Source organism: Corallococcus sicarius, from assembly GCF_003611735.1.
Taxonomy (GTDB): Bacteria; Myxococcota; Myxococcia; order Myxococcales; family Myxococcaceae; genus Corallococcus; species Corallococcus sicarius.
The window spans coordinates 1-18,580 of sequence record NZ_RAWG01000191.1; the positions used below are offsets into that span (position 1 = coordinate 1).

Annotated in this window: 16 protein-coding genes; 9 read left to right on the forward strand and 7 right to left on the reverse strand. The window is 71.4% G+C overall.

Annotation, left to right across the window (positions count from 1 at the left end):
• The first annotated feature begins 60 nt into the window (after positions 1 to 60).
• Positions 61 to 429: an arsenate reductase family protein gene (locus tag D7X12_RS25955; RefSeq protein WP_120627968.1), complete on the forward strand. Its 369-nt coding sequence runs from the start codon at positions 61 to 63 to the stop codon at positions 427 to 429.
• Positions 430 to 563: 134 nt separating this feature from the next.
• On the forward strand, positions 564 to 1,370 hold the full coding sequence (locus D7X12_RS25960; protein ID WP_439329396.1) for a GspE/PulE/PilB domain-containing protein: 807 nt from the start codon (positions 564 to 566) through the stop codon (positions 1,368 to 1,370).
• Positions 1,371 to 1,375: 5 nt separating this feature from the next.
• Here D7X12_RS25960 and D7X12_RS25965 read toward each other — a convergent pair whose 3' ends face one another.
• Both D7X12_RS25965 and D7X12_RS25970 read right to left on the reverse strand, forming a co-directional pair.
• Positions 1,376 to 2,272 carry an SGNH/GDSL hydrolase family protein gene (locus D7X12_RS25965; RefSeq protein ID WP_208719289.1) on the reverse strand — a complete coding sequence of 299 codons (897 nt, stop codon included), beginning with the start codon at positions 2,270 to 2,272 and terminating at the stop codon, positions 1,376 to 1,378.
• A gap of 79 nt (positions 2,273 to 2,351) precedes the next feature.
• The gene (locus D7X12_RS25970; RefSeq protein WP_120627971.1) at positions 2,352 to 3,149 is read right to left on the reverse strand and encodes an alpha/beta fold hydrolase; all 798 of its coding nucleotides are present in this window, start codon (positions 3,147 to 3,149) and stop codon (positions 2,352 to 2,354) included.
• 341 nt (positions 3,150 to 3,490) lie between these two features.
• On the opposite strand from D7X12_RS25970, the gene D7X12_RS25975 reads away from it, so the two are divergent.
• Positions 3,491 to 3,772 carry a hypothetical protein gene (locus D7X12_RS25975; RefSeq protein ID WP_147443806.1) on the forward strand — a complete coding sequence of 94 codons (282 nt, stop codon included), beginning with the start codon at positions 3,491 to 3,493 and terminating at the stop codon, positions 3,770 to 3,772.
• Positions 3,773 to 3,791: 19 nt separating this feature from the next.
• Here the strand turns inward: D7X12_RS25975 and D7X12_RS25980 are convergent, their stop codons facing one another.
• Both D7X12_RS25980 and D7X12_RS25985 read right to left on the reverse strand, forming a co-directional pair.
• The gene (locus D7X12_RS25980; protein WP_120627973.1) at positions 3,792 to 7,442 is read right to left on the reverse strand and encodes an AAA family ATPase; all 3,651 of its coding nucleotides are present in this window, start codon (positions 7,440 to 7,442) and stop codon (positions 3,792 to 3,794) included.
• A 206-nt stretch (positions 7,443 to 7,648) separates the two neighbouring features.
• Entirely contained in the window at positions 7,649 to 8,788 is a 1,140-nt protein-coding gene (locus D7X12_RS25985; protein WP_120627974.1) for a hypothetical protein, read from the reverse strand.
• 345 nt (positions 8,789 to 9,133) lie between these two features.
• On the opposite strand from D7X12_RS25985, the gene D7X12_RS25990 reads away from it, so the two are divergent.
• The 4 genes from D7X12_RS25990 to D7X12_RS26005 all read left to right on the forward strand — a co-directional run bounded on the left by D7X12_RS25990 (position 9,134) and on the right by D7X12_RS26005 (position 13,231).
• Complete coding sequence (locus D7X12_RS25990; RefSeq protein WP_120627975.1) at positions 9,134 to 11,161, forward strand: YgiQ family radical SAM protein; 2,028 nt, start codon at positions 9,134 to 9,136, stop codon at positions 11,159 to 11,161.
• An 83-nt stretch (positions 11,162 to 11,244) separates the two neighbouring features.
• Positions 11,245 to 11,745, forward strand: a complete 501-nt coding sequence (locus tag D7X12_RS25995) for a hypothetical protein (RefSeq protein ID WP_120627976.1) — start codon at positions 11,245 to 11,247, stop codon at positions 11,743 to 11,745.
• A gap of 100 nt (positions 11,746 to 11,845) precedes the next feature.
• Positions 11,846 to 12,226, forward strand: a complete 381-nt coding sequence (locus tag D7X12_RS26000) for a type II toxin-antitoxin system PemK/MazF family toxin (RefSeq protein ID WP_120627977.1) — start codon at positions 11,846 to 11,848, stop codon at positions 12,224 to 12,226.
• Between the two features lie 12 nt (positions 12,227 to 12,238).
• The gene (locus D7X12_RS26005; protein WP_120627978.1) at positions 12,239 to 13,231 is read left to right on the forward strand and encodes a ChaN family lipoprotein; all 993 of its coding nucleotides are present in this window, start codon (positions 12,239 to 12,241) and stop codon (positions 13,229 to 13,231) included.
• 7 nt (positions 13,232 to 13,238) lie between these two features.
• On the opposite strand, the gene D7X12_RS26010 is transcribed toward D7X12_RS26005, so the two are convergent.
• The 3 genes from D7X12_RS26010 to D7X12_RS26020 form a co-directional block, all read right to left on the reverse strand.
• On the reverse strand, positions 13,239 to 13,823 hold the full coding sequence (locus tag D7X12_RS26010; RefSeq protein ID WP_147443807.1) for a hypothetical protein: 585 nt from the start codon (positions 13,821 to 13,823) through the stop codon (positions 13,239 to 13,241).
• 73 nt (positions 13,824 to 13,896) lie between these two features.
• Positions 13,897 to 14,208 carry a hypothetical protein gene (locus tag D7X12_RS26015; RefSeq protein WP_147443808.1) on the reverse strand — a complete coding sequence of 104 codons (312 nt, stop codon included), beginning with the start codon at positions 14,206 to 14,208 and terminating at the stop codon, positions 13,897 to 13,899.
• 108 nt (positions 14,209 to 14,316) lie between these two features.
• Positions 14,317 to 15,546 (reverse strand): macrolide family glycosyltransferase, encoded by a 1,230-nt coding sequence (locus D7X12_RS26020; RefSeq protein ID WP_120627981.1) that lies wholly within the window; start codon positions 15,544 to 15,546, stop codon positions 14,317 to 14,319.
• Positions 15,547 to 15,664: 118 nt separating this feature from the next.
• Here D7X12_RS26020 and D7X12_RS26025 point away from each other — a divergent pair, with 118 nt between their 5' ends.
• A complete protein-coding gene (locus tag D7X12_RS26025; RefSeq protein WP_120627982.1) occupies positions 15,665 to 16,273 on the forward strand; it encodes a TetR/AcrR family transcriptional regulator in 609 nt (202 codons plus the stop codon).
• A 195-nt stretch (positions 16,274 to 16,468) separates the two neighbouring features.
• On the forward strand, positions 16,469 to 18,466 hold the full coding sequence (locus tag D7X12_RS26030; protein WP_120627983.1) for a PAS domain S-box protein: 1,998 nt from the start codon (positions 16,469 to 16,471) through the stop codon (positions 18,464 to 18,466).
• The last annotated feature ends 114 nt before the right edge of the window (positions 18,467 to 18,580 follow it).

The window sequence follows — 18,580 nt, forward strand, 5'->3', positions numbered from 1 at the left end:
CCCTCCCCCCGGTCATCCATGCAGGCCCGCGGTCGCGGGCGGTCTGGTAGAAGCCCGCGCATGCCCGCTGAAGCCCTGATGCTCGCGTACTCCGGATGTGACACCTGCAAGAAGGCGCAGAAGTGGCTGGAGGCGCGGGGCGTCTCCCTTGAGACGCGCCCCATCGTCGACCAGCCGCCCACCGTGGCGGAGCTTCACCAGTGGATCGCGATGAGCGGCGTGTCGGTGCGCAAGTGGCTCAACACCAGCGGCCAGAGCTACCGCGCGCTCGGCAAGGCGAAGGTGGACGCGGCCTCCGACGCGGAGCTGGTGGCGTGGCTCGCCGCCGACGGCAAGCTGGTGAAGCGGCCCGTGCTCGTCACCCGGGAGTCCGTGACCGTCGGTTTCCGGCCGGAGTCCTACGAAGCCCTCTTCCCCGCGCGCGGGTAGTCACGCAGCCCAGGGGCGTGCTGCCGGGCGAGCGCCTGACCGTCCGTCGTCGCGTGCGGGCGGGGTTGCCACCTTGCGGGTGCATGGAAATCGGCACCAGACGCCCGTTGGGGGAAATCCTCCTGGAACTCGGAGTGGTCGACAAAGGCCAGCTCCGGCTGGGACTCGTGCACCACCACGAGGTCCGGGTGCCCCTGGGCCGCGCGCTGGTGAGCGAGGGCGTGTGCACGGAGGCGGACGTGCTGCGCGGGCTCGCCGTCCAGTTCGACGTGGACGCGGTGGACCTGGACCGGCACCCGTTGGATCGCTCCCTCACCGCGCTCGTCCCCGCGCGCGTCGCCCGGCAGTACGGCGTCGTGCCGCTCGGGTTGGAGCAGCGCGAGGACCGCGAGGTGCTGCACCTCGCCGTGCCCGCCCCCCTGTCGCTGGACGCGGTGGACGACGTGCGCGCCGTGTCCGGCAAGGCGCGGGTGGAGCCGCACCTGGCCACCGACAGCGCGCTCGCCCGTGCGCTCAGCGCCCTCTACGGCATCCGCGAGGCGGAGGAGGCCCCGCAGGAGCAGCGCCGTCCGGCCGTGCCCAGCCCGCCGCTGATGCTCTACGGCTGGCCGCCCGTCACCGCGGTGCTCATCTCCCGGTCGCTCGCGCGCAACGGCATCGCGTCACGCGTGGCCACCCCGCTGGAGGTGCTGCACACGCAGGCCAGCGACGTGGTGCTCGCGCCCCTGCAGGCCATGGAGGGGCTGCTCGCGGGCGAGGTCCACATCGACGGCTCGCTCATCGTGCACGGGACGTCCGACGACGAGGGCTTCGAGCGGGCCCGGAAGCTGGGGGCGCGAGGCTACCTCGCCAACCCGCGCGACCAGGAGCTGCTGCTGCGCGCCGTCCGCAGGCTCCGTCCGGATGCGGGCAGCGAGCCGTCCTGGCCGGGGCACAACTGAAGCGCCTACGGCTGGGGCTGCGGTGACGCCGTGGCGTGGGCCTGCTCCGGCTGCTGCGGCTGCTGCGGCTGCTTCGATGCGGGCGCCGCGGGAGGACGGGCGGTCTGCTTCTGCTCGGGCTCCAGCCCCAGCACGTCCAGCACCTGGGGATACACCTTGTTCGCGAAGTAGCGCCCGCCGGCCACGGTGAAGTGGATGCCGTCCGTCATGCGCAGGCGCATGGGCTTGCGGAAGCCCTCCACGCGGGCCTGTTGCAGCGCCCTGCCACGCGAGTCGGTGAAGAAGGGGCGCGTGTCCAGGTGCAGGGCGTCCTCGCGGCCGGTGATGACCTCGCGCTGCAGGCCGCGGATCAACGCCAGCTTCTGTTCGAAGCGGTGACGGCCCGTCGCGGGCAGCTCCAGCCAGATGATCTTCCGGCCCGGCGCGGCGATGGCGGTCATGAAGTCGTTCAGGCGCTGCCGGTAGCCGTCCTGCCAGTCCGGCTTGCCCCAGGCGACGGTCGGGCGGCCCACCTTGGTGTGCAGGGCCTGCCCGTCGTTGCCGCCCAGGATGACCACCACCACGTCCGGCTGGTGCTGCTGCACCTCCTGCTGACCGACCTCCAGCCAGTCGAAGAAGTCCGGGCGGGACAGCCCCGTGGACGACTTCGCGCGGCGCTCGCAGCGGATGCGCGGGTGCGCGGACAGCTGCGTCTGGAGGTACTCGCCGAAGCCCGTGGCGATGAGGCTGTCACCCAGCAGCAGCACGGTGCGCCGGGGCGCGGGTGCTGTCGCGGTGGCCTGGGCCGGAGCGGTGGGCAGGACGGGCGAGGCCGTCAGCGCGGGGCCCGGTTCCGGGGCCGCCTGGGCCGACGTGGACAGGACCGACAGCAGGAGGAGCGCGCGAAGAGAACGGGTCGACATCGGCGCCCCCAAGCTACTTCCCGGGCGCTCATCCGTACACCCCCCCGGCGGTTCAACGGATCCGCCGGACCCCGGAGCCTCAGGCCGCGGAGCCCACCTCCACGAGGGTGAGGCCCTTGCCCACCGCCGTGCGCCCCGCGGGCGCGAGCGCCTGGAGCCATGGCGTGAGCAGCCGCGCGCACGCCTCCGGGTGTGAGAAGTAGGGCACGTGGCCCGCGCCGCGCAGGACGTGCCGGGGCGTGCCGTCCGGAAGTGACGCGGCCAGTCGCTCCAGCGTCGCGGGCGGCACCAGCACGTCGCGGTCCCCCTGGATGCAGAGGCACGACACCTTCAGCGGCCGCAGGTCCGGCGGCGGCGGCTCCGAGTGGATGGCGAAGGCGCGACGCAGCGTCGTCATGCGCTCCAGCCCCGTCGTGGGCACCACGTCCGCCACCTGCCCGAAGGGCACCGGCCGCCACGCCGCCAGCGACGCCGCCACCACGCCCGGACGTCCCAGCACCGCGATGGGTCCCATCATCGCGATGAGCCGGCCGCGCGCGCCCACGTGCGCGGTGCGCGTGAACGAGCCCAGGAACGCCACGCCCCGCGCCGCGCCGCCCGCGGCCAGGTGCGCCGCCACCATGCCGCCAAAGGAGCTGGCCACCACCGCGTCCACCGTGCCCGCCGCCCGCAGCACCTGCTCCGCGAGCGCCCGCGCGCCGCACGCCGCATGCTCGCCCTCCGGGTACTCGACCAGGATGGGCCGGGCGACCGCCTTCAGCTGATCCGCCAGGGCCCGGAATCCCGCCCCCCGCGCGCCCAGCCCCGGCAACAGCAGGACGCGCGGCCCCTGCGCGCATCCGCCTTCGACGTCCGTCAGCTCCACCACACGGCGCATTCCAGCTCCTGCTCCAGGCTCCGGGCCCGGGCGCGCCGGAGAACAGCGCTTGAGCCCGGCCTCTGCCCGCTCATTCCGCCTGGAGGCTCGCAGCCCCCCGGAACGGCGGGAAGGCCCCCCGGTCTCTCGTTTGCTGAGACTCGGAGTATTAGCCAAAGTCAGCCGTACCATCATTTTGCAGTGAGGTAATTCGGGAAGGGGCGGGCCAAGGTTTTTGTTGGCCACCGTTCTGACAGCGACGGGGGGAACGTCTAAGAATGGTGACTGTGAATCTGCAAGCCTTCGGGGAGTTCGTACGCACGCATCGTCCGGCCCTGGAGGTTCGGGCGGCGAGGTTGTGCGTGGGCAGCACCGTCGATGCCACGGAGCTGGTGGGCGAGACGCTGGAGCGCGCCCTGTCCGTGTTCGAGCGGTTGCAGGATCAGGACACCGCCGCCGTGACGCAGTGGCTGGACGGTGCCATGGGTCGCTGCTTCGCGCGGATGGGAGGCCAGCTGACGGAGGTGAAGCCGTCGGCGCCGGACCTCCAGCAGACCTTCGACATGCTGCGCGCCCGCTTCCGTGAGGTGTACGGCCAGCCGGTGTTCGGCAAGCGCGCGGGCGTGACGGGCTGGCGGATGTAGCCGTGCCGGGCGCCCTGGGTCAGGGCGCCGGACGGTGGCCGGACAGCGTCTCCACGTAGGACGCGGCCACCCGCAGGAAGCGGCCCCCCCGGACGCCGGTGAGGTACTGGCGCTTCATCGCCCGGGTGGCCCCCACGTAGAACATCGCGCGGCGGATGCGTTCGTGTTCGCGCTCGGTGCGCTGGCGGGCTCCCGCCATCCACGCCTCGATGGAGTCCAGGGCCTCCAGGCCCGCGAAGAAGACGACGGGGCACTCGTGGCCCTTGCAGGAGAACACCGTGGTGGCGCGCACGTGATCCACGCCGCTCACGCGGAAGTCCGCCACGTCCCGTCCGCCCTTGCCGCCGTAGGCCTCCGCGGGCACGCCCGCCTTGCGGAGCGCGTCCGTGAACGACGCGGGCATGACGGGCGCCACCACCAGGATGTCGCCCGGGTGGACGTGCTCCTCGCGCACCAGCCGCGCCACCTCCTTGGCCACCCAGCGCGCCTCGCTGGTGCTGGAGGCGAAGTCCTTCACCTGGGGCACCACGCCGCCGCGCTCGGTGGACTGCACGCGGTAGAGGCCCTCCAGCGTCTCCTCCGGCAGCCACAGGAGCCGCTCGCGGGCCAGCTCCCCGGCCTTCATGTATTCGCGCATGCCGGGGTCGGTGACGCGGTGCTGGCGCAGCGGATCCAGCACGACGTTGAAGGCGACGTCGAGGATGTCGCGCGTGGCGCGGAAGGTCTCCTTGAGCACGCGGGTGCGGCCCCGGAAGGACAGCCCTTCGGGCAGCTGCTCCTTCAGCGTGTCGATGGGCACCTGGCCGTAGACGTTCTGCGAGTCGTCCATGAACAACTGGAAGCAGCGCGACTCGCGGCCGTCCTCGCCCACGCGGGGGCGCACCAGCGCGTGCAGCGCCGCGAGCCCCCTGGCGTCCATGTCCTGCGCCTCGTCCACGAAGACGGCGTCGAAGGCGTGGGGCTCCAGGCGCCGGAGCGCGCCCACGTGCTTCACCGTCACCTGGGCCTTGAGCGCGGACACGGCCTGCGCGCCCGCGCGCACGGTGAGCGCCTCCACGAGCAGCTTGTCCACGAGCGGCGCGAGCGACCGGTTGTAGAAGGACACCAGCACCCGGGAGCGCGGGTTCTCCAGCAGGTAGCGCGCGGCCCAGTGCGCCAGCACGTACGTCTTGCCGCTGCCGGCCACGCCGCGCACCAGGTGGTGGCCGTCGTCGAAGCGGCGCTCGAAGAGGGACACCTGCTCCTGGGTGAAGAGGGGGCCCACGTCGCGGCCCCCCTCGATTTCACCGCCCAGGCCCACGGGCACCAGCGGCGGAGGGGGCGGAGGCGGCGGGCGCGGCTGCGCGGCGAGCAGCTCCAGTTTGGGTGGCGTGCCCGGGTGCACGCGCACGCGGGGCAGCAGCGACAGGAGGCGCGCGGGCACGGGTGAGGCGCGGGCCTCCGCGCGGGAGGCGAGCACCAGCAGGTACTCCTTCGCGCGGCTGGCGGCCACGTTGAGGATGGGCACCAGCGTGTGGGGCGGGAAGGGCCGGCCTCCGGCCACGGTGTCCACCATCACCACGTCGTACTGCGTGCCCTGCTGACGGTGGATGGTGGAGGCGCTGAACATGTCGTGGCGCAGCCCCGCCGCGTTCCCCAGCTTGCGCAAGAGGGCCGCCTGCGCGCGGTAGGGCGTCACGCACAGCACGGTGAGGCCCAGGCGCACGGCCTGGCGGGCCAGGGTGACGGCGAGCTCCGCGGACAGCTCGCGCTGGTAGCCGGAGCCCGTCTCACCGCGGCCGTGGGTGAGGCGGCGGGTGTCGCGGCTCAGGCCGTCCAGCACCAGCCACATGGCGCGCGCCGGGAAGGCGGGCACGGGCGCGGGCTTGAGGGCCCGGTCCTTCACGAGGTCGCCGTCCTCCAGCGCGCCGCCGTAGCAGAACTGGCTCACCACGCGGGCGATGTCCGGGTGCATGCGGTGCTGGGTGCGCAGGAGCAGCACGTCCGGCCGCTCCGCGTCCTTCACCGCGTCCTCCAGGTGGGACAGGGCGCTGGCGCGAAGCCACGTCTGGGCGCCGCCGCCCGCGCCCTCCGCCGCGCGGCTCACGGGGCCGATCTGCTTGGGGTCTCCCGCGAGCGTCACCTGCCGGGCCAGCGGGGCGAGCAGCGCCGTCGCCGCGCGCGTCACCATGCCGGCCTCGTCCACGACGAGCCGCTGGAAGGTCGCCTCCCCTTCCAGCTCCGACACCAGCCGGAGCGCGCGGTGCACGGTGAGGACCATGAGGGGGCTGTCGCCCTTCTCCGCCTCCTTCAGCGTGGGGTCCTTCACGCGACCGCGCAGCGTGCGCAGCTCCGCCTGCATCTTGGCGAGCTCCGGCGCGCCGCCGCCCCGGGAGCGCTCCAGCGACAGCTCACGCTCGCGCTCCTGGATGGTGTTGCGCAGCTTGCTCGACTTGTTCTCCTCCAGCGCCACGGTGGGCAGCTTGGAGAGGGCCTCGCTCGCGCCGGTGCCGCCCCGGAAGATGCTGCGGGCCAGGGGGCGCAGCGGGATGGGTTCGCGCTCCAGCAGGGCGCTGACGCGCATCACCAGTTCGTCCGCGGCGCGGTTGGTGGGGGCCACCGCGAGGATGCGCTCGTGGGGGTACGCGCGCAGGGCGCGGGCGATGAGGTCCGCGACCGCGGTCGTCTTGCCGGTGCCGGGAGGCCCCCAGATGCAGCCCCACGGCTGGCGCCACAGCCGGTCCACGGGGAGCAGCTCCGCTTCGCGGGCGGAGGGCGTGGACGGGACGAGTTCGCCTCGGGCGCACGACAGGGCGGTGGTGAGGGCGGGGACGCGGTCCTCGTAAGCGGAGGCCGCCGCGCAGAGGGCTTCGGCGAAGTCGTAGGGCCGGTAGCACCAGCGCTCGCAGGAGAGGACGCGGCGGTCCAGGTCCTCGCCCGCGTCCGACGATGCGAAGACGCGGCCGGATTCGAAGTCCAGGTGGACGATGTCGCCGGCGAACACGAGTTCTTCGCCCACGAAGCCGAGCAGGGAGCCGCCGGACCAGTCCGGATCCGCGGCGGGCACCGGCACGAGGCCCAGCACGCCGGGCCCGGCGAGGCCCACCTCGCGTGCATCCTGGAGACGCTGGGCGCGGTACTGGCTGCGCTCCGCCACGAGCGCGTCGCGCAGCTCTTCGGGGAGATAGGTCGGGGCCACCCACTGCTCCCGGCGGCGGCCGGAGGACACGGCGGCCTGCATCGCCGCGCGCTCGGCCGGGGTGGCGTCACCGGAGGCGGACACGTCCCGGGCCGGGGCTTCCTCGGTGGGGCGCGCTTCAGCGGCGTCATCCACCACGCGCACGAGGTTGGGCGCAGGAGGCTTCACGGCGTCCGCACGGGCGGGCTTCGGCGCGGAGAGCCGCAGGGCCGCGGTGCGCAGAAGGTCGAGCGAGACCGGCCGCAGGGCGTCCTGGTTCAGGAGGTTCGAGGCGGCAGCGCGCGTCGCCACGTCATCGCGGGTCAGCGCTTCGTCCGCGACATCAGGAGGAGGCCAGGCCGGACGGACCCGGAGAACGGGGGTCGGATGGCCTCCGGCCTCCACGTCCGTGTCGTACTCCACGCGCAACGCGGGCATGAGGCCATCCGGAGCACGCTCGTCCCGTGGCGCCTCCCCCTGATGACCCGAGTCCTCGTCCGTCCTGCGCATCATGGGGGGTGTTCCCGGTGCGGCCCTGTCCGTCCCTTCGGAAGCGGCGGCGCCGGGAAGCCGGCCAAGCTAGGGGAGGCTCCGATCTGCGTCAACGCACGCGGTGGCTCCCTCGGACGCCTGCACCACCGGTGAAGCCCACCCTTCCCTTCACGACGACAGCCCGGGCCTCGCGCAACCACGCGGACCCGGGCCGTCCGTGCGCACGACTACAGCAGCGAGCAGAGCAGCCCGCCGCCCGTGCCCGCCGGGCAGCTGGTGCCCTGGCAGTACACCGGCCCCAGGCCCACGGAGAGGATGCCCTGGAGGCTGGGCACCTTCACCTTGCAGCTGCCCGTGGTCGCGTTGCCGGACGCATCCTTCACTTCGTAGATCATCGTGTAGACGCGGCCGTTGCCCAGGATGCCGGACTCCGCGCGCAGCTGCGCGGACTTGCGATCCGCGCTCAGCTGGATGTCCTTGCACGACAGGAGCCGCAGGCCGGAGAGCGCGTCCTCCGCCTCGTCCGACACCACGCGGATGATGCGGCCCGCCTGCTGGAGGTCCAGCGTCCCGCAGTTGTCCGTCGCCGGCTCGGCGCAGTCCGCGAGCGTCACCTGCCGGTACTCCGCGTTGGAGGTGAACGGCAGCACCAGGTCCTTGCTCGCCCCGGCCACCGGCGCGGACGCGTCCACCACCGTCACCGTGGCCGAGCACTGGCTCGACGCCAGCCCATCCGACACGGTCAGCGTCACCGGCGTCGCGCCCACGGCGTAGGGACCCGCCGGGCTCTGCGACAGGCTCAGCGCCTGCGGGAACACATCCACGTCGAACGAGCCGTTGTCGATGGACACCGGCGCCGCGCACGCCGCGCCCGCTGACACCGTCACGCTCTTGCAGAGCGCCACCGGCGGCTGGTTCACCACACACCCGCCACCGGCCGACAACGTCACCGACGCGGTGTTGTTCTCCTCGTTGTCCTCCGGGAAGAAGCCGGTGTGGTCCGCCACCACGAACAGCCGCTGCGTGCCCTCCGGCACCACCACCACCGTCTGGAAGCCGTAGCGCTCCTTGCCCACCAGCCAGGGCACGTTCACCGTCGCCAGCAGCGCGCCGCCCGCGGCAGGGTCGCCCGCGTAGATGCCCGCGGTCGACGGGTCGACGCCCGTGGGCGCCTCGTTGCGGATCGCCCCCGTCACCGTCAGCACGTCGCCGTCACACGTCACGCCCAGCTCGGAGACGCTCAGGTCGATGCCCGTCAGCGCCGCCTCGGACTGACTCAGGGAGGGGCCCTCTTCAGGGGATTCGGTGCCACATCCTCCCAACGTCACGAGGGCGGCGAAGAGGGAAAGCGGACGCAGGAAGCTCATGTCTGTCTCCAGAAGGGCGCAATGCCAGGGCGGGAAAGCGGGCCCAACGCCAGACATTGACAGTCGGCACCCGTGAGCATTCTTTTGCCACATACGGATTTTTCAAGCAATACCAGAAAGACAATTCCTTGCGTCCGGAGTGGCCAGACACCCACTGGGATCATGAATGACCCGGCGCTTGTCTTTGCGTGGAGTCAGGACGCCCCGCACCGGCGGTCCGGCTGTGAGGGGGCGCCCGGGGATGTCGGTCTCCCGGAGGGCAGGGAGGCATCCGGGCGCAGGAGTGGACAGAGCCCGCCCGGATGGGGTTGGTTCGCCTCTCCCCGCTGTTCTGGGGAGGACCCCATGGCCTCCGCTACCCCCCGCTACGCCCATCCGTTTCTCCCCGTCACCCGCGCCGACATGCAGGCGCGGGGGTGGGAGCAGTGCGACATCATCATCGTGAGCGGCGACGCCTACGTGGATCACCCGGCCTTCGGTCCGGTGCTGATCGCCCGCTTCCTGGAGGGGCGGGGCTTCAAGGTGGGCATCATCCCACAGCCGGACTGGCACTCGGCGGAGCCCTTCAAGGCGCTGGGCAAGCCCCGGCTCTTCTTCGGGGTGGCGGCGGGCAACCTGGACTCGATGCTCAACCGGCTGACGGCCCAGAAGAAGAACCGCTCCGAGGACCAGTACAGCCCGGGCGGGCGCACCAACTGCCGGCCGGACCGCGCGTCCATCGTGTACGCGCAGCGCTGCCGCGAGGCCTTCCCTGACGCGCCCGTCGTCCTGGGCGGCATCGAGGCCAGCCTGCGCCGCATCGCGCACTTCGACTACTGGAGCGAGAAGGTCCGTCGCTCCATCCTCTTCGACGCCAAGGCGGACCTGCTGGTGTTCGGCATGGGCGAGCGCCCCATCTGGGAGATCGCCGACCGGCTCCACCGGGGCGAGCGCATCGAGGACCTGAAGGACATCCGCGGCACCGCGCGCCTCATCAATGACGCCGCGATGAAGGCCATTGAAGCGGACCCGGCCAAGCGCGCCGCGGACCGCGACAAGGTCGTGGTGCTCCCCTCCTACGAGGAGGTGGTGGCGGACACGCGCGCCTTCGCGGTGATGAGCCGCGACTTCCAGATGGAGACCAACCCCGGCAACGCGCGCGCCATCGCGCAGCGCCACGGCAACCGGGCCATCTACATGAACCCGCCCGCCCGACCACTGGAGGACGGCGCCGGCCTGAAGCCCGGTGAAACCTCCACGGTGGCGATGGATGAGCTGTACGACCTCAAGCTCAACCGCGTGCCGCACCCGATGTACACCGAGCGCATCCCCGCCTACGAGACGGTGAAGCACTCGGTGGTGCTGATGCGCGGCTGCTTCGGCGGCTGCACCTTCTGCTCCATCACCGAGCACGAGGGCCGCGTCATCCAGAGCCGCTCCGCGCAGAGCGTGCTGCGAGAGGTGCGCGAGGTGCGGCGCATGGGGGACTTCCGGGGCACCATCACCGACCTGGGCGGCCCCACTGCCAACATGTACAAGCTCAAGTGCAAGAGCGAGGACATCGAGAGCAAGTGCCGCAAGCTGTCGTGCGTGCACCCGGGCGTCTGCGAGAACCTCCAGACGGACCATGGGCCGCTCATCGACCTGATGCGCCAGGTGCGCAAGGAAGAGGGCATCAAGCACGTCTTCATCGCCAGCGGCGTGCGGTACGACCTGGCGGAGCGCTCGCCGGAGTACGTGAAGGAGCTGGCGGCGCACCACGTGGGCGGGCAGCTCTCCGTGGCGCCCGAGCACGTGTCGCCCCGCGTGCTGGAGAAGATGAAGAAGCCCGGCATCGAAAGCTTCGAGCGCTTCCAGAACATGTTCGCGTGCGCGAGCGAGGACGCGGGCAAGGAGCAGTACGACATCGCCTACTTCATCAGCGGCCACCCCGGCTCCACGCTGGAGGACATGGTGATGCTGGCGCAGTGGCTGAAGGAGAAGGGCAAGCGGCCCCGGCAGGTGCAGGACTTCATCCCCACGCCTATGTCGGTGGCGACGGCCATGTACCACACGGGCCTGGATCCGCTGAAGATGGAGCCCGTGTACACGGCGAAGGGCCTGCGCGAGAAGCGCCTGCAGAAGGCGCTCTTGCTCTACTGGAACCCGGAGCACTGGCCGCTGGCGCGCGAGGCCCTGCGGCTCGCCGGCCGCGAGGACCTCATCGGCCGGGGGCCCCAGGCGCTGGTGCCGCCGGAGACCCCGGCAGAGGCCGCGCGCCTGCGCCGCATGGGCGACAGGAACGAGGAAGAGCAGGGCCTCGCGACCAACGCGTGGCCCCGTCCGGTGCAGCCGCGTCCGTCGGGCCGGAGCCCAGGACGCACGCCGCGTCCGGGCCCGCGCGGGCGGCAGTAGGCCCCTGGCTTTCGCTCGGGGGGGTGGCTCGGGTATAGGGTGCGCCGCTTTCAAGCACCCGACACCGCCGGAGCCACACGCCCATGCCCAGGACCTCCCAGGAGCAGTCGCAGGAGCGCCACGCGTTCCTGCTCGACCTCTTCCGCACCCAGCCCGACCTGAGCCGCCAGGACGCCCTGGAGAGCTTCAAGGACCGGTTTGGCGCGACCATCAACCTGCGCACCTTCAACGAGCTGCGCGAGCAGGCGAAGAAGGAGCTGTCCTCCAGCGCCGGCGCCAGCACCCGTACCCGCACCCAGGAGCCCGAAGTGGAAGTGAATGACGACCGTCCGGAAGTGACGACCGAGGACGCGGGGACGATGCTGAAGTCCGCGGCGGCCCCGGAGCTGCTCAACGGCTCGGCGCCCGCGAAGAAGCCGAAGGCGAAGGGGCCGGGCGTGCGCAACGTGTTCGTGGACGCGCCGCAGGAGCACCTCCAGTTCCTGGAGCGCGTGGTGCAGCAGCTCCAGGAGGCCGGCGCCTCCAACGTGCGCATCGACCACGGCACCGACCGGTGGATGGTGCTCGTCGTCGACTCGAAGTAGCTCGAAGGCGCGTTTGTCGCCTGACGCCGGGCCCGCCTCCCCTGTCCGGGAGCGCGGGCCCTGTCATTTCAATGGCAGCTCAACCCCGGAGGACGCGCCCATGGAGACGGAAACGCAAACGGAGAGGCGCATCCACCGGGGCGACCTCTTCTGGCTGGTGCCGGAGGACTCGCAGGGGTCCATTCCTGGCATCCCGCACCCCCACGTCGTCATCCAGGAGGATGTCTTCAACCGCTCGCGGATCCGCACCGTCGTCGTGTGCGCGTTGACGTCGAACCTGAAGCGGGCCCAGGAGCCCGGCAACGTGCTGCTCGACGTGGGCGAAGGCAACCTGCCCAGGCAGAGCGTCCTGGTCGTGTCGCAGGTGTCCTCCGTGGAGAAGACAGCGCTGGGTGAGTACATCGGCACGCTTTCCGACAAGCGCGTGGAGCAGGTCCTGGCCGGGATGCGATTCCAGCAGGCGTCTTTCTTCGACCGATGATGGGATGGAGGGATGACGCATGCCCCTCCCCTCCTCGTCCTCGCCCTCCTGGTGTCCGGGGGCTGTGCCAGCCGACAAGTGCCTCCGCCCTCCCCCGCCAGGACCTGGACCGCGACGCTGCACCAGGACCACCCGCTGGTGGGCCGCATCTGGGATGTGGCGGGCGGAAGGTTCGTGGACGAGGAGGCCCTGCGTCAGGCGGTGGTCTCCACGCAGTACGTACTCCTGGGTGAACGGCACGACCATCCAGACCATCACCAACTCCAGGCGGAGCTGGTGCGCGCGACGACGCACGCGGGCCGGCGTCCCGCGCTCGCGTTCGAGATGCTGGACGTCACCCAGTGGTCGACCATCGCCGCGTCGTTGAAGCGGAGCCCCGGCGACGCAGAGGCCCTGGCCCAGGCACTGGACTGGGAGAAGAGCGGCTGGCCCGCCTTCAGTCTCTACGCTCCGGTGTTCAACGCGGGCCTTGAAGCGCAGCTGCCCATCGTCGCAGCCAACCTGCCCCGCGCGCAGGTTCGCGAGCTGGTGATGAAGGGGCCGGAAGCACTCCCCGCGGAGCTGCGCGGCCGGTTGCAGTTGGACGCCCCGGTGCCCGAGGACGAGGCGAAGGCGGTGCGCGAGGAGTTGGACCGCTCGCATTGCGGCGAGCTGCCCAAGGAGATGCTGGAGCCCATGGCGCTGGCGCAGCGGGCCCGCGACGCGATGATGGCGGACCAGTTGCTGGGCCTGTCCGTGGGAAACGGCGCGCTGCTCATCACTGGCAACGGCCACGTGCGCAAGGACCGCGCGGTGCCCGCGCACCTGGTGCGCCGGATGAAGGACGTGACGGTGCTGAGCGTGGCGCTGCTGGAGGTGTCACCGGAGGCCCTGAAGCCCCAGGACTACGCGGCGCTCACGGGCACCACGACGCTGCCCTACGACTACGTCTGGTTCACGCCCGCGATGCCGGAGGACGACCCTTGCAAGGCATTGCGCGAGCGCAAGGCCCCGTCCGGGCGATAGGCCTTCCTTAGCGCGTGGGGTAGCTGCCCCTGTTCTCCTGCTGCTGCTGTTCGCGCTGGCGCAGGCCCTCTTCATATTTCGCCTTGCCCTCCGCGTCCTCGGCAAGGCTCTTCGCGATGGCTCCCGCGGCTTCACGCGCGACGATGGGCGCCAGCTCGCTGAGCCCCGCGACGAGCACCGGGAAGGGCACCGCCTCCTGGTTGACCAGGATGGCCCAGTCGTCTGTCCTCGACGAGCGTTCAGCCTCGAAGGTAAGCCCGCCATGCGCCCACTGGGCGGGCAGCTCCACCTTCCCTCGGGAGGGCGCGATTCCCGACGCGCCGCAAGGCGTGACGAAGACGGTCCGCCGATGCATCTCCCGGTAGCTGCCCCGGACCGGCAGGTTGTGTTCGAGGCGACATGCGTCGATGGCGCGAAGCTGGGCCTGCACCGCTGCGAGCTCCGCCAGGTCGCCGACGTCGGTCTTGCCCCCGCCCCCGCCCCGGAGCATCGCCGACGCCGCGAGCACGCCGCCCACCATCGCCAGCAGGGCCACGCCCAGGATGACCACCAGCTTCAAACCACCGGACCCGCGCGCGGAGTTGTTTCCCATGGAGCCCGGACACTAGCAGTGTCGTGCCGGAGGGGCCTCCAACCAGGAAGGCCCCCCAGCCTCACGCGACCGCTCAGGGCGCGAACTTCAGCAGCAGCAGGTCCGAGCCCTGGGGATGGCCGTACTGCACCGGCCCCACGGACGTGTAACCCTTCAGCGTGCCCCCGAAGAACGGGCCGCCGTCCGGGGTGATGCCCACCAGCGGCTGGGAGAGGTTCGGCCCCACGTTCCGGGACCAGCGGTGGGCACCATTGGCCCCATCGCTGGCCACGAAGGTCTGGGTGCCTCGCTCATACACGGGGCCGATGAGTCCGCCTCCCAGGTCCACGGGCTGCCCGTGGCCGCCCTTCTGGGCCCCTGGCCCAGGCTGGCCAATTGCACCCACGGTGCCAATGACATCCACACCCGGGGCACCCTGAGTGTGTGAAGAATTGGAGGGGGGCTGGATACCGCAGGGTGGCGAACTTCCCTACCTGGGATCCCGGGCGACCCTTCAGGACCGTCCGCCGTCCACTGCGTGTCGCCCGCGCGCGGGGAGGAGCTCCGCCTCCAGCACCTGCGCCGCGCGCGTGGCGCCGCCCTCCTCGCGCAGCTGCTTGCGGAGGGCCGCGAGCCGGGCCGCGACGGCCGGGTCCTCCGTCAGTTCGAGCAGCGCGGAGCGCAGCGCGTCGGGCGTGGCCTGCTCCGTGTCCAGGCGCCGCGCGACGCCGAGCGCGACGAGCTGGTCTGCGTTGGCGAACTGATCCGTGGCCTGCGGCACGGCAATCATTGGCAGCCCGCAGTAGAGGCCTTCCTGGGTGCCGCCCATGCCCGCGTGGGTGACGAAGGCATCCGCCTGTTCGAGCACCGCCAGCTGCGGCACCCAGCGGTGCACCTCGACGTTGTCTGGGATCACCCCGAGTTCGCCCAACTCCACGTCCTTGCCCACCTGCAGCACGACGTGCCAGCCGGGCAGCCCTCCAAAGGCAGCCAGGCACGCCCGGTAGAAGGCAGGCTGTTTCGTGAAGGTCGAGCCGAGCGACACCAGCAGCACCTTGCGCGCGCCGGCGGGCCGCTGCCACGTGCCCTGCCGTGAGCGGTCTCCAAAGCACGGCCCCACGAAGGTGAAGCGCTTCAGGTCCACCCGGTCCGCCTGGGGTTGGAGCGCGCGCGGGATGAGCACCAGCCCGCGCGGTGGCTGGCCGACGAAGCGCATGGCGTCCGTCTCCGCCACGCCCTGCTCCTTCAGCCAGGTGGAGTAGCGCTGGTAGTGCGCCACGGCGCGGGGCTCGGTGCGCAGCCCCTCCACCATCTCCGCCATGTCCTGCTCGTAGCCCTCCCAGGCCACCATCGAGGGCGAGAGCTGGACCGCGGGGATGCCCCAGTTCTCTCCGAGGATTCGCGCCGTCGAGCAGCCGATGTCGTAGAGGAAGAGATCCGGACGGTCGTTCTCGTAGGCCGCGCGCAGCTGCGGAAGCATGGCCATCGCGTCATCGAGGAACATGTCCAGCTGCCCCACCAGGTCCTCGGGCCAGCGCGCGTCGGAGGCGCCCTCGCGCGGGAGGGTGGAGCGGTAGGGGACCCATTCGGCGCCCGTGCTGGCGATGACCTCCTGGAAGGCCGCGTCGTTGGCGTACGTCACCCGGTGACCCCGGGACACCAGCTCCCGGATGAGCTCCAGGCTCGGGTTCACGTGGCCATGGGCGGGAATGCTGACCATCGCGATGTGGGCGCGGCGGGACATGGGCTCTCTCCTGGGAGGCAGTGACGAGACGGAACGTCTCGTTTCGGCAAACTCCACTGAAAGCACTGCCCTGTCAAGACGAGACGTTCCGTCTTGTTCGTTGCTAGGGTGGCTCCCGATGGCTGACCCCAAGACCCCCGAACCGTCCCGCCGCAGTGAGCGCTCCCGCCAGGCCATCCTCACCGCCGCCGTCGAGCTGGTGGGCGAGGTGGGCTATGCGCGCCTGACCATCGAGGCCATCGCCGCGCGGGCGGGGGTGGGCAAGCAGACCATCTACCGCTGGTGGACCTCCAAGGGGGCGGTGGTGCTGGATGCCTTCGTGGAGCTGAGCGGCGGCAGCCAGCCCGCGTCGCTGCCGGACACCGGCGACCTGGAGGCCGACCTGAGGACGGTGCTGCGTGCCACGGTGAAGGAACTCACGGATCCACGCTTTGAATTGCCATCGCGGGCGCTCACCGCCGAGTCCCAGGCGGACCCCGCGCTGGCCCAGCAGTTCGTGGAGGCCGTGCTGCGGCCCCAGTTGATGGCGATCCAGGAGCGCCTGCGCGCGGCGCAGCGGGCCGGCCAGGTCGCGAAGGGCGTGGACCTGGGCGTCGCGGTGGAGCTGCTCGTCGGGCCGCTCTTCCACCGGTGGCTGCTGCGCACCGCGCCCCTCACGAAGGCCTACGCGGACACCGTGGCGGAGCTGGCCGTCGCAGCGCTGCGGCCTCCGTCAGGACGTCGCTGAGCGCGGATCCGACGTAGAAGCCCGGGACGCCGGGTCGGCAGGTCACGGAGCAGGCGTGCGACCTGCCACGCAGGGCCCTGACACGCAGCGGAAGCCCCCCGAGTGACAATGCGTGAATCAAAGGGTTGCGCGTGGGCGTGCGACTGAGCACGACTCAAACGACATGGTTGAACGCACACGACAGGGACGGAGGGAGTGAGGGACGCGGTAAGGCAGCTCCTCACCACGCCGCACTCCTGGAGCGCCCGACTGACGGTGGCGGTCGTCGCCGGCCTGATCAGCATCGGCCTGTCCGCGTTGCTCGAACCCTGGGTGGACGGGCACTTCTTCGTCGTGCCGCTCAGTGGCGTGGTCCTCAGTGCCCTGTATGGGGGCATTGCCGCGGGGCTGACGACGACCGCGGTGAACATCGTCGGCTTCCTGGTCCTCCCCTACTCCCCGGTGGCCGGGACCCGGCCTCCCATGGAAGAGGACCTCGCGCGGGCGTTCGTCTTCATCGTGGTGGCGACCCTGCTGTCGTGGATCGGCGCGGCGCTCCGGGACTCGCATCATCGCAACGAGCAGGCGAGGCTGGAAGCGGTGCACGCCCGGTCGGAGTTCGAGCGCACGAGCGCCGCCCGGGCCGCCGCGGACGAGGCACGCAGGGCGGCCGACGCGCGGCTCATCGATGTGTTCGAGCGGATGTCGGACGCCTCCTTCTCGGTCGATGCGGACTGGCGCTTCCTGTACGTCAACCGCGAGGGTGAGCGCGTGATGGGCTTTACCCGCGAGTCCCTCGTGGGCCAGCGCTTGTGGGACGTGTTCCCAGACATCGTGGGCTCGAACTTCGAGCGCTCCTACCGGCAGGCCATCACGGCGCAGCAACCCGTCGAGTTCGTCGAGTTCTACCCGCCGTTCCAGGCCTTCTTCGAGGTACGGGCGTTCCCGGTGCAGGACGGGCTGTCCGTCTTCTTCCGCGACGTGACGGAGCAGCGGCGCTCGCAGCAGTCCCTGCAGGAGAGCGAGGCGCGCTTCCGCTCGCTCGTGCTCGCCATCGCGCAGGTGGTCTGGACGACGAGCGCGGAGGGCCTCATCGAGGAGGACAGCCCCACGTGGCGGGCCTTCACCGGACAGACCCAGGAGGAGATGAAGGGCTACGGGTGGCTTGAAGCGCTGCATCCGGACGACCGGGCGAACGCCGCGAGCAGTTGGAAGGAGGCGCTGGCCCGCCGCGGCGGCTACGAAGTGGAGTACCGCTTGCGCAGGCCCGACGGCACCTACACCCCGGTGCTCGCACGCGGGGCGCCCGTCCTCAACGCGGATGGGAGCATCCGCGAATGGATGGGCACCAACACGGACATCACCGAGCGCAAGCAGGCCGAGGCGCAGCTGCGAAGGTACGCGGACCGGCTGGAGGCGCTGCACGCCATTGACCGCGCCATCCTCCAGGCGGTCTCCATGGAGGACATCGCACGCACCGCGCTCACCTTCCTGCGGCGGCTCATCGGGTGCGAGGAGGCGAGCCTGCTCGTCGCCGAGCCGGGCGAGGAGGTCGCCCGTTGGACGGTGACGGCGAAGGACGCGGAGACCCTGCGCTACGAGCCCCCCCGCGCCGCCGGTGACGCACCCGCGCGGCAGCTCCCCCACGGGCTGGAGCTGCCACTCACGCTGGGCGGGGGCCGCCGGGCGGCCCTCCGACTCGCGAGCGCGCACGAGGGTGCCTTCGACGCCATGGCCACCCAGATGGCCGAAGAGGTGGCCGCCCAGATAACCATCGCCCTGGAGCAGGGACGGCTGCGCCGTGAGCTCGAACTGCACGCCGGAGGCCTGGAGGAGCAGGTGACCGTGCGCACCACGGAGCTGCAGGAGGCGAACGCCCAGCTGGAGGCCTTCAGCTACTCGGTGTCCCACGACCTGCGCGCCCCCCTGCGGGGCATCGACGGTTTCCTGCGGCTGGTCGAGGAGGACGTGGCCGGGGCGCTCTCCGAGCGCGGTCGGGGCTACCTGGCCCGCGTGCGCGCGGCGGCCGGGCGCATGGGGCAGCTCATCGACGACCTGCTCAAGCTGTCGCGCCTGTCGCGCGCGCCGCTGGAGCGGGGAGAGGTGGACGTGAGCAGCCTGGCCGTCTCCGTGATGGACGAGCTGCGGGCGCGCGAACCCACGCGTGGCGTGGAGGTGAGCGTCGAACCCGGCCTGCGGAACCTGTCAACGTGAATGAGACAGTGGATTCGAGAGATTACTGCGCAGCCTGATGTGAAGAGGCAAGCCGCGCGGGGTTGTTGATCCAGACGGCGTTCGGAAGGGCCTGCGGCTTCGGTGGGCCGTGGG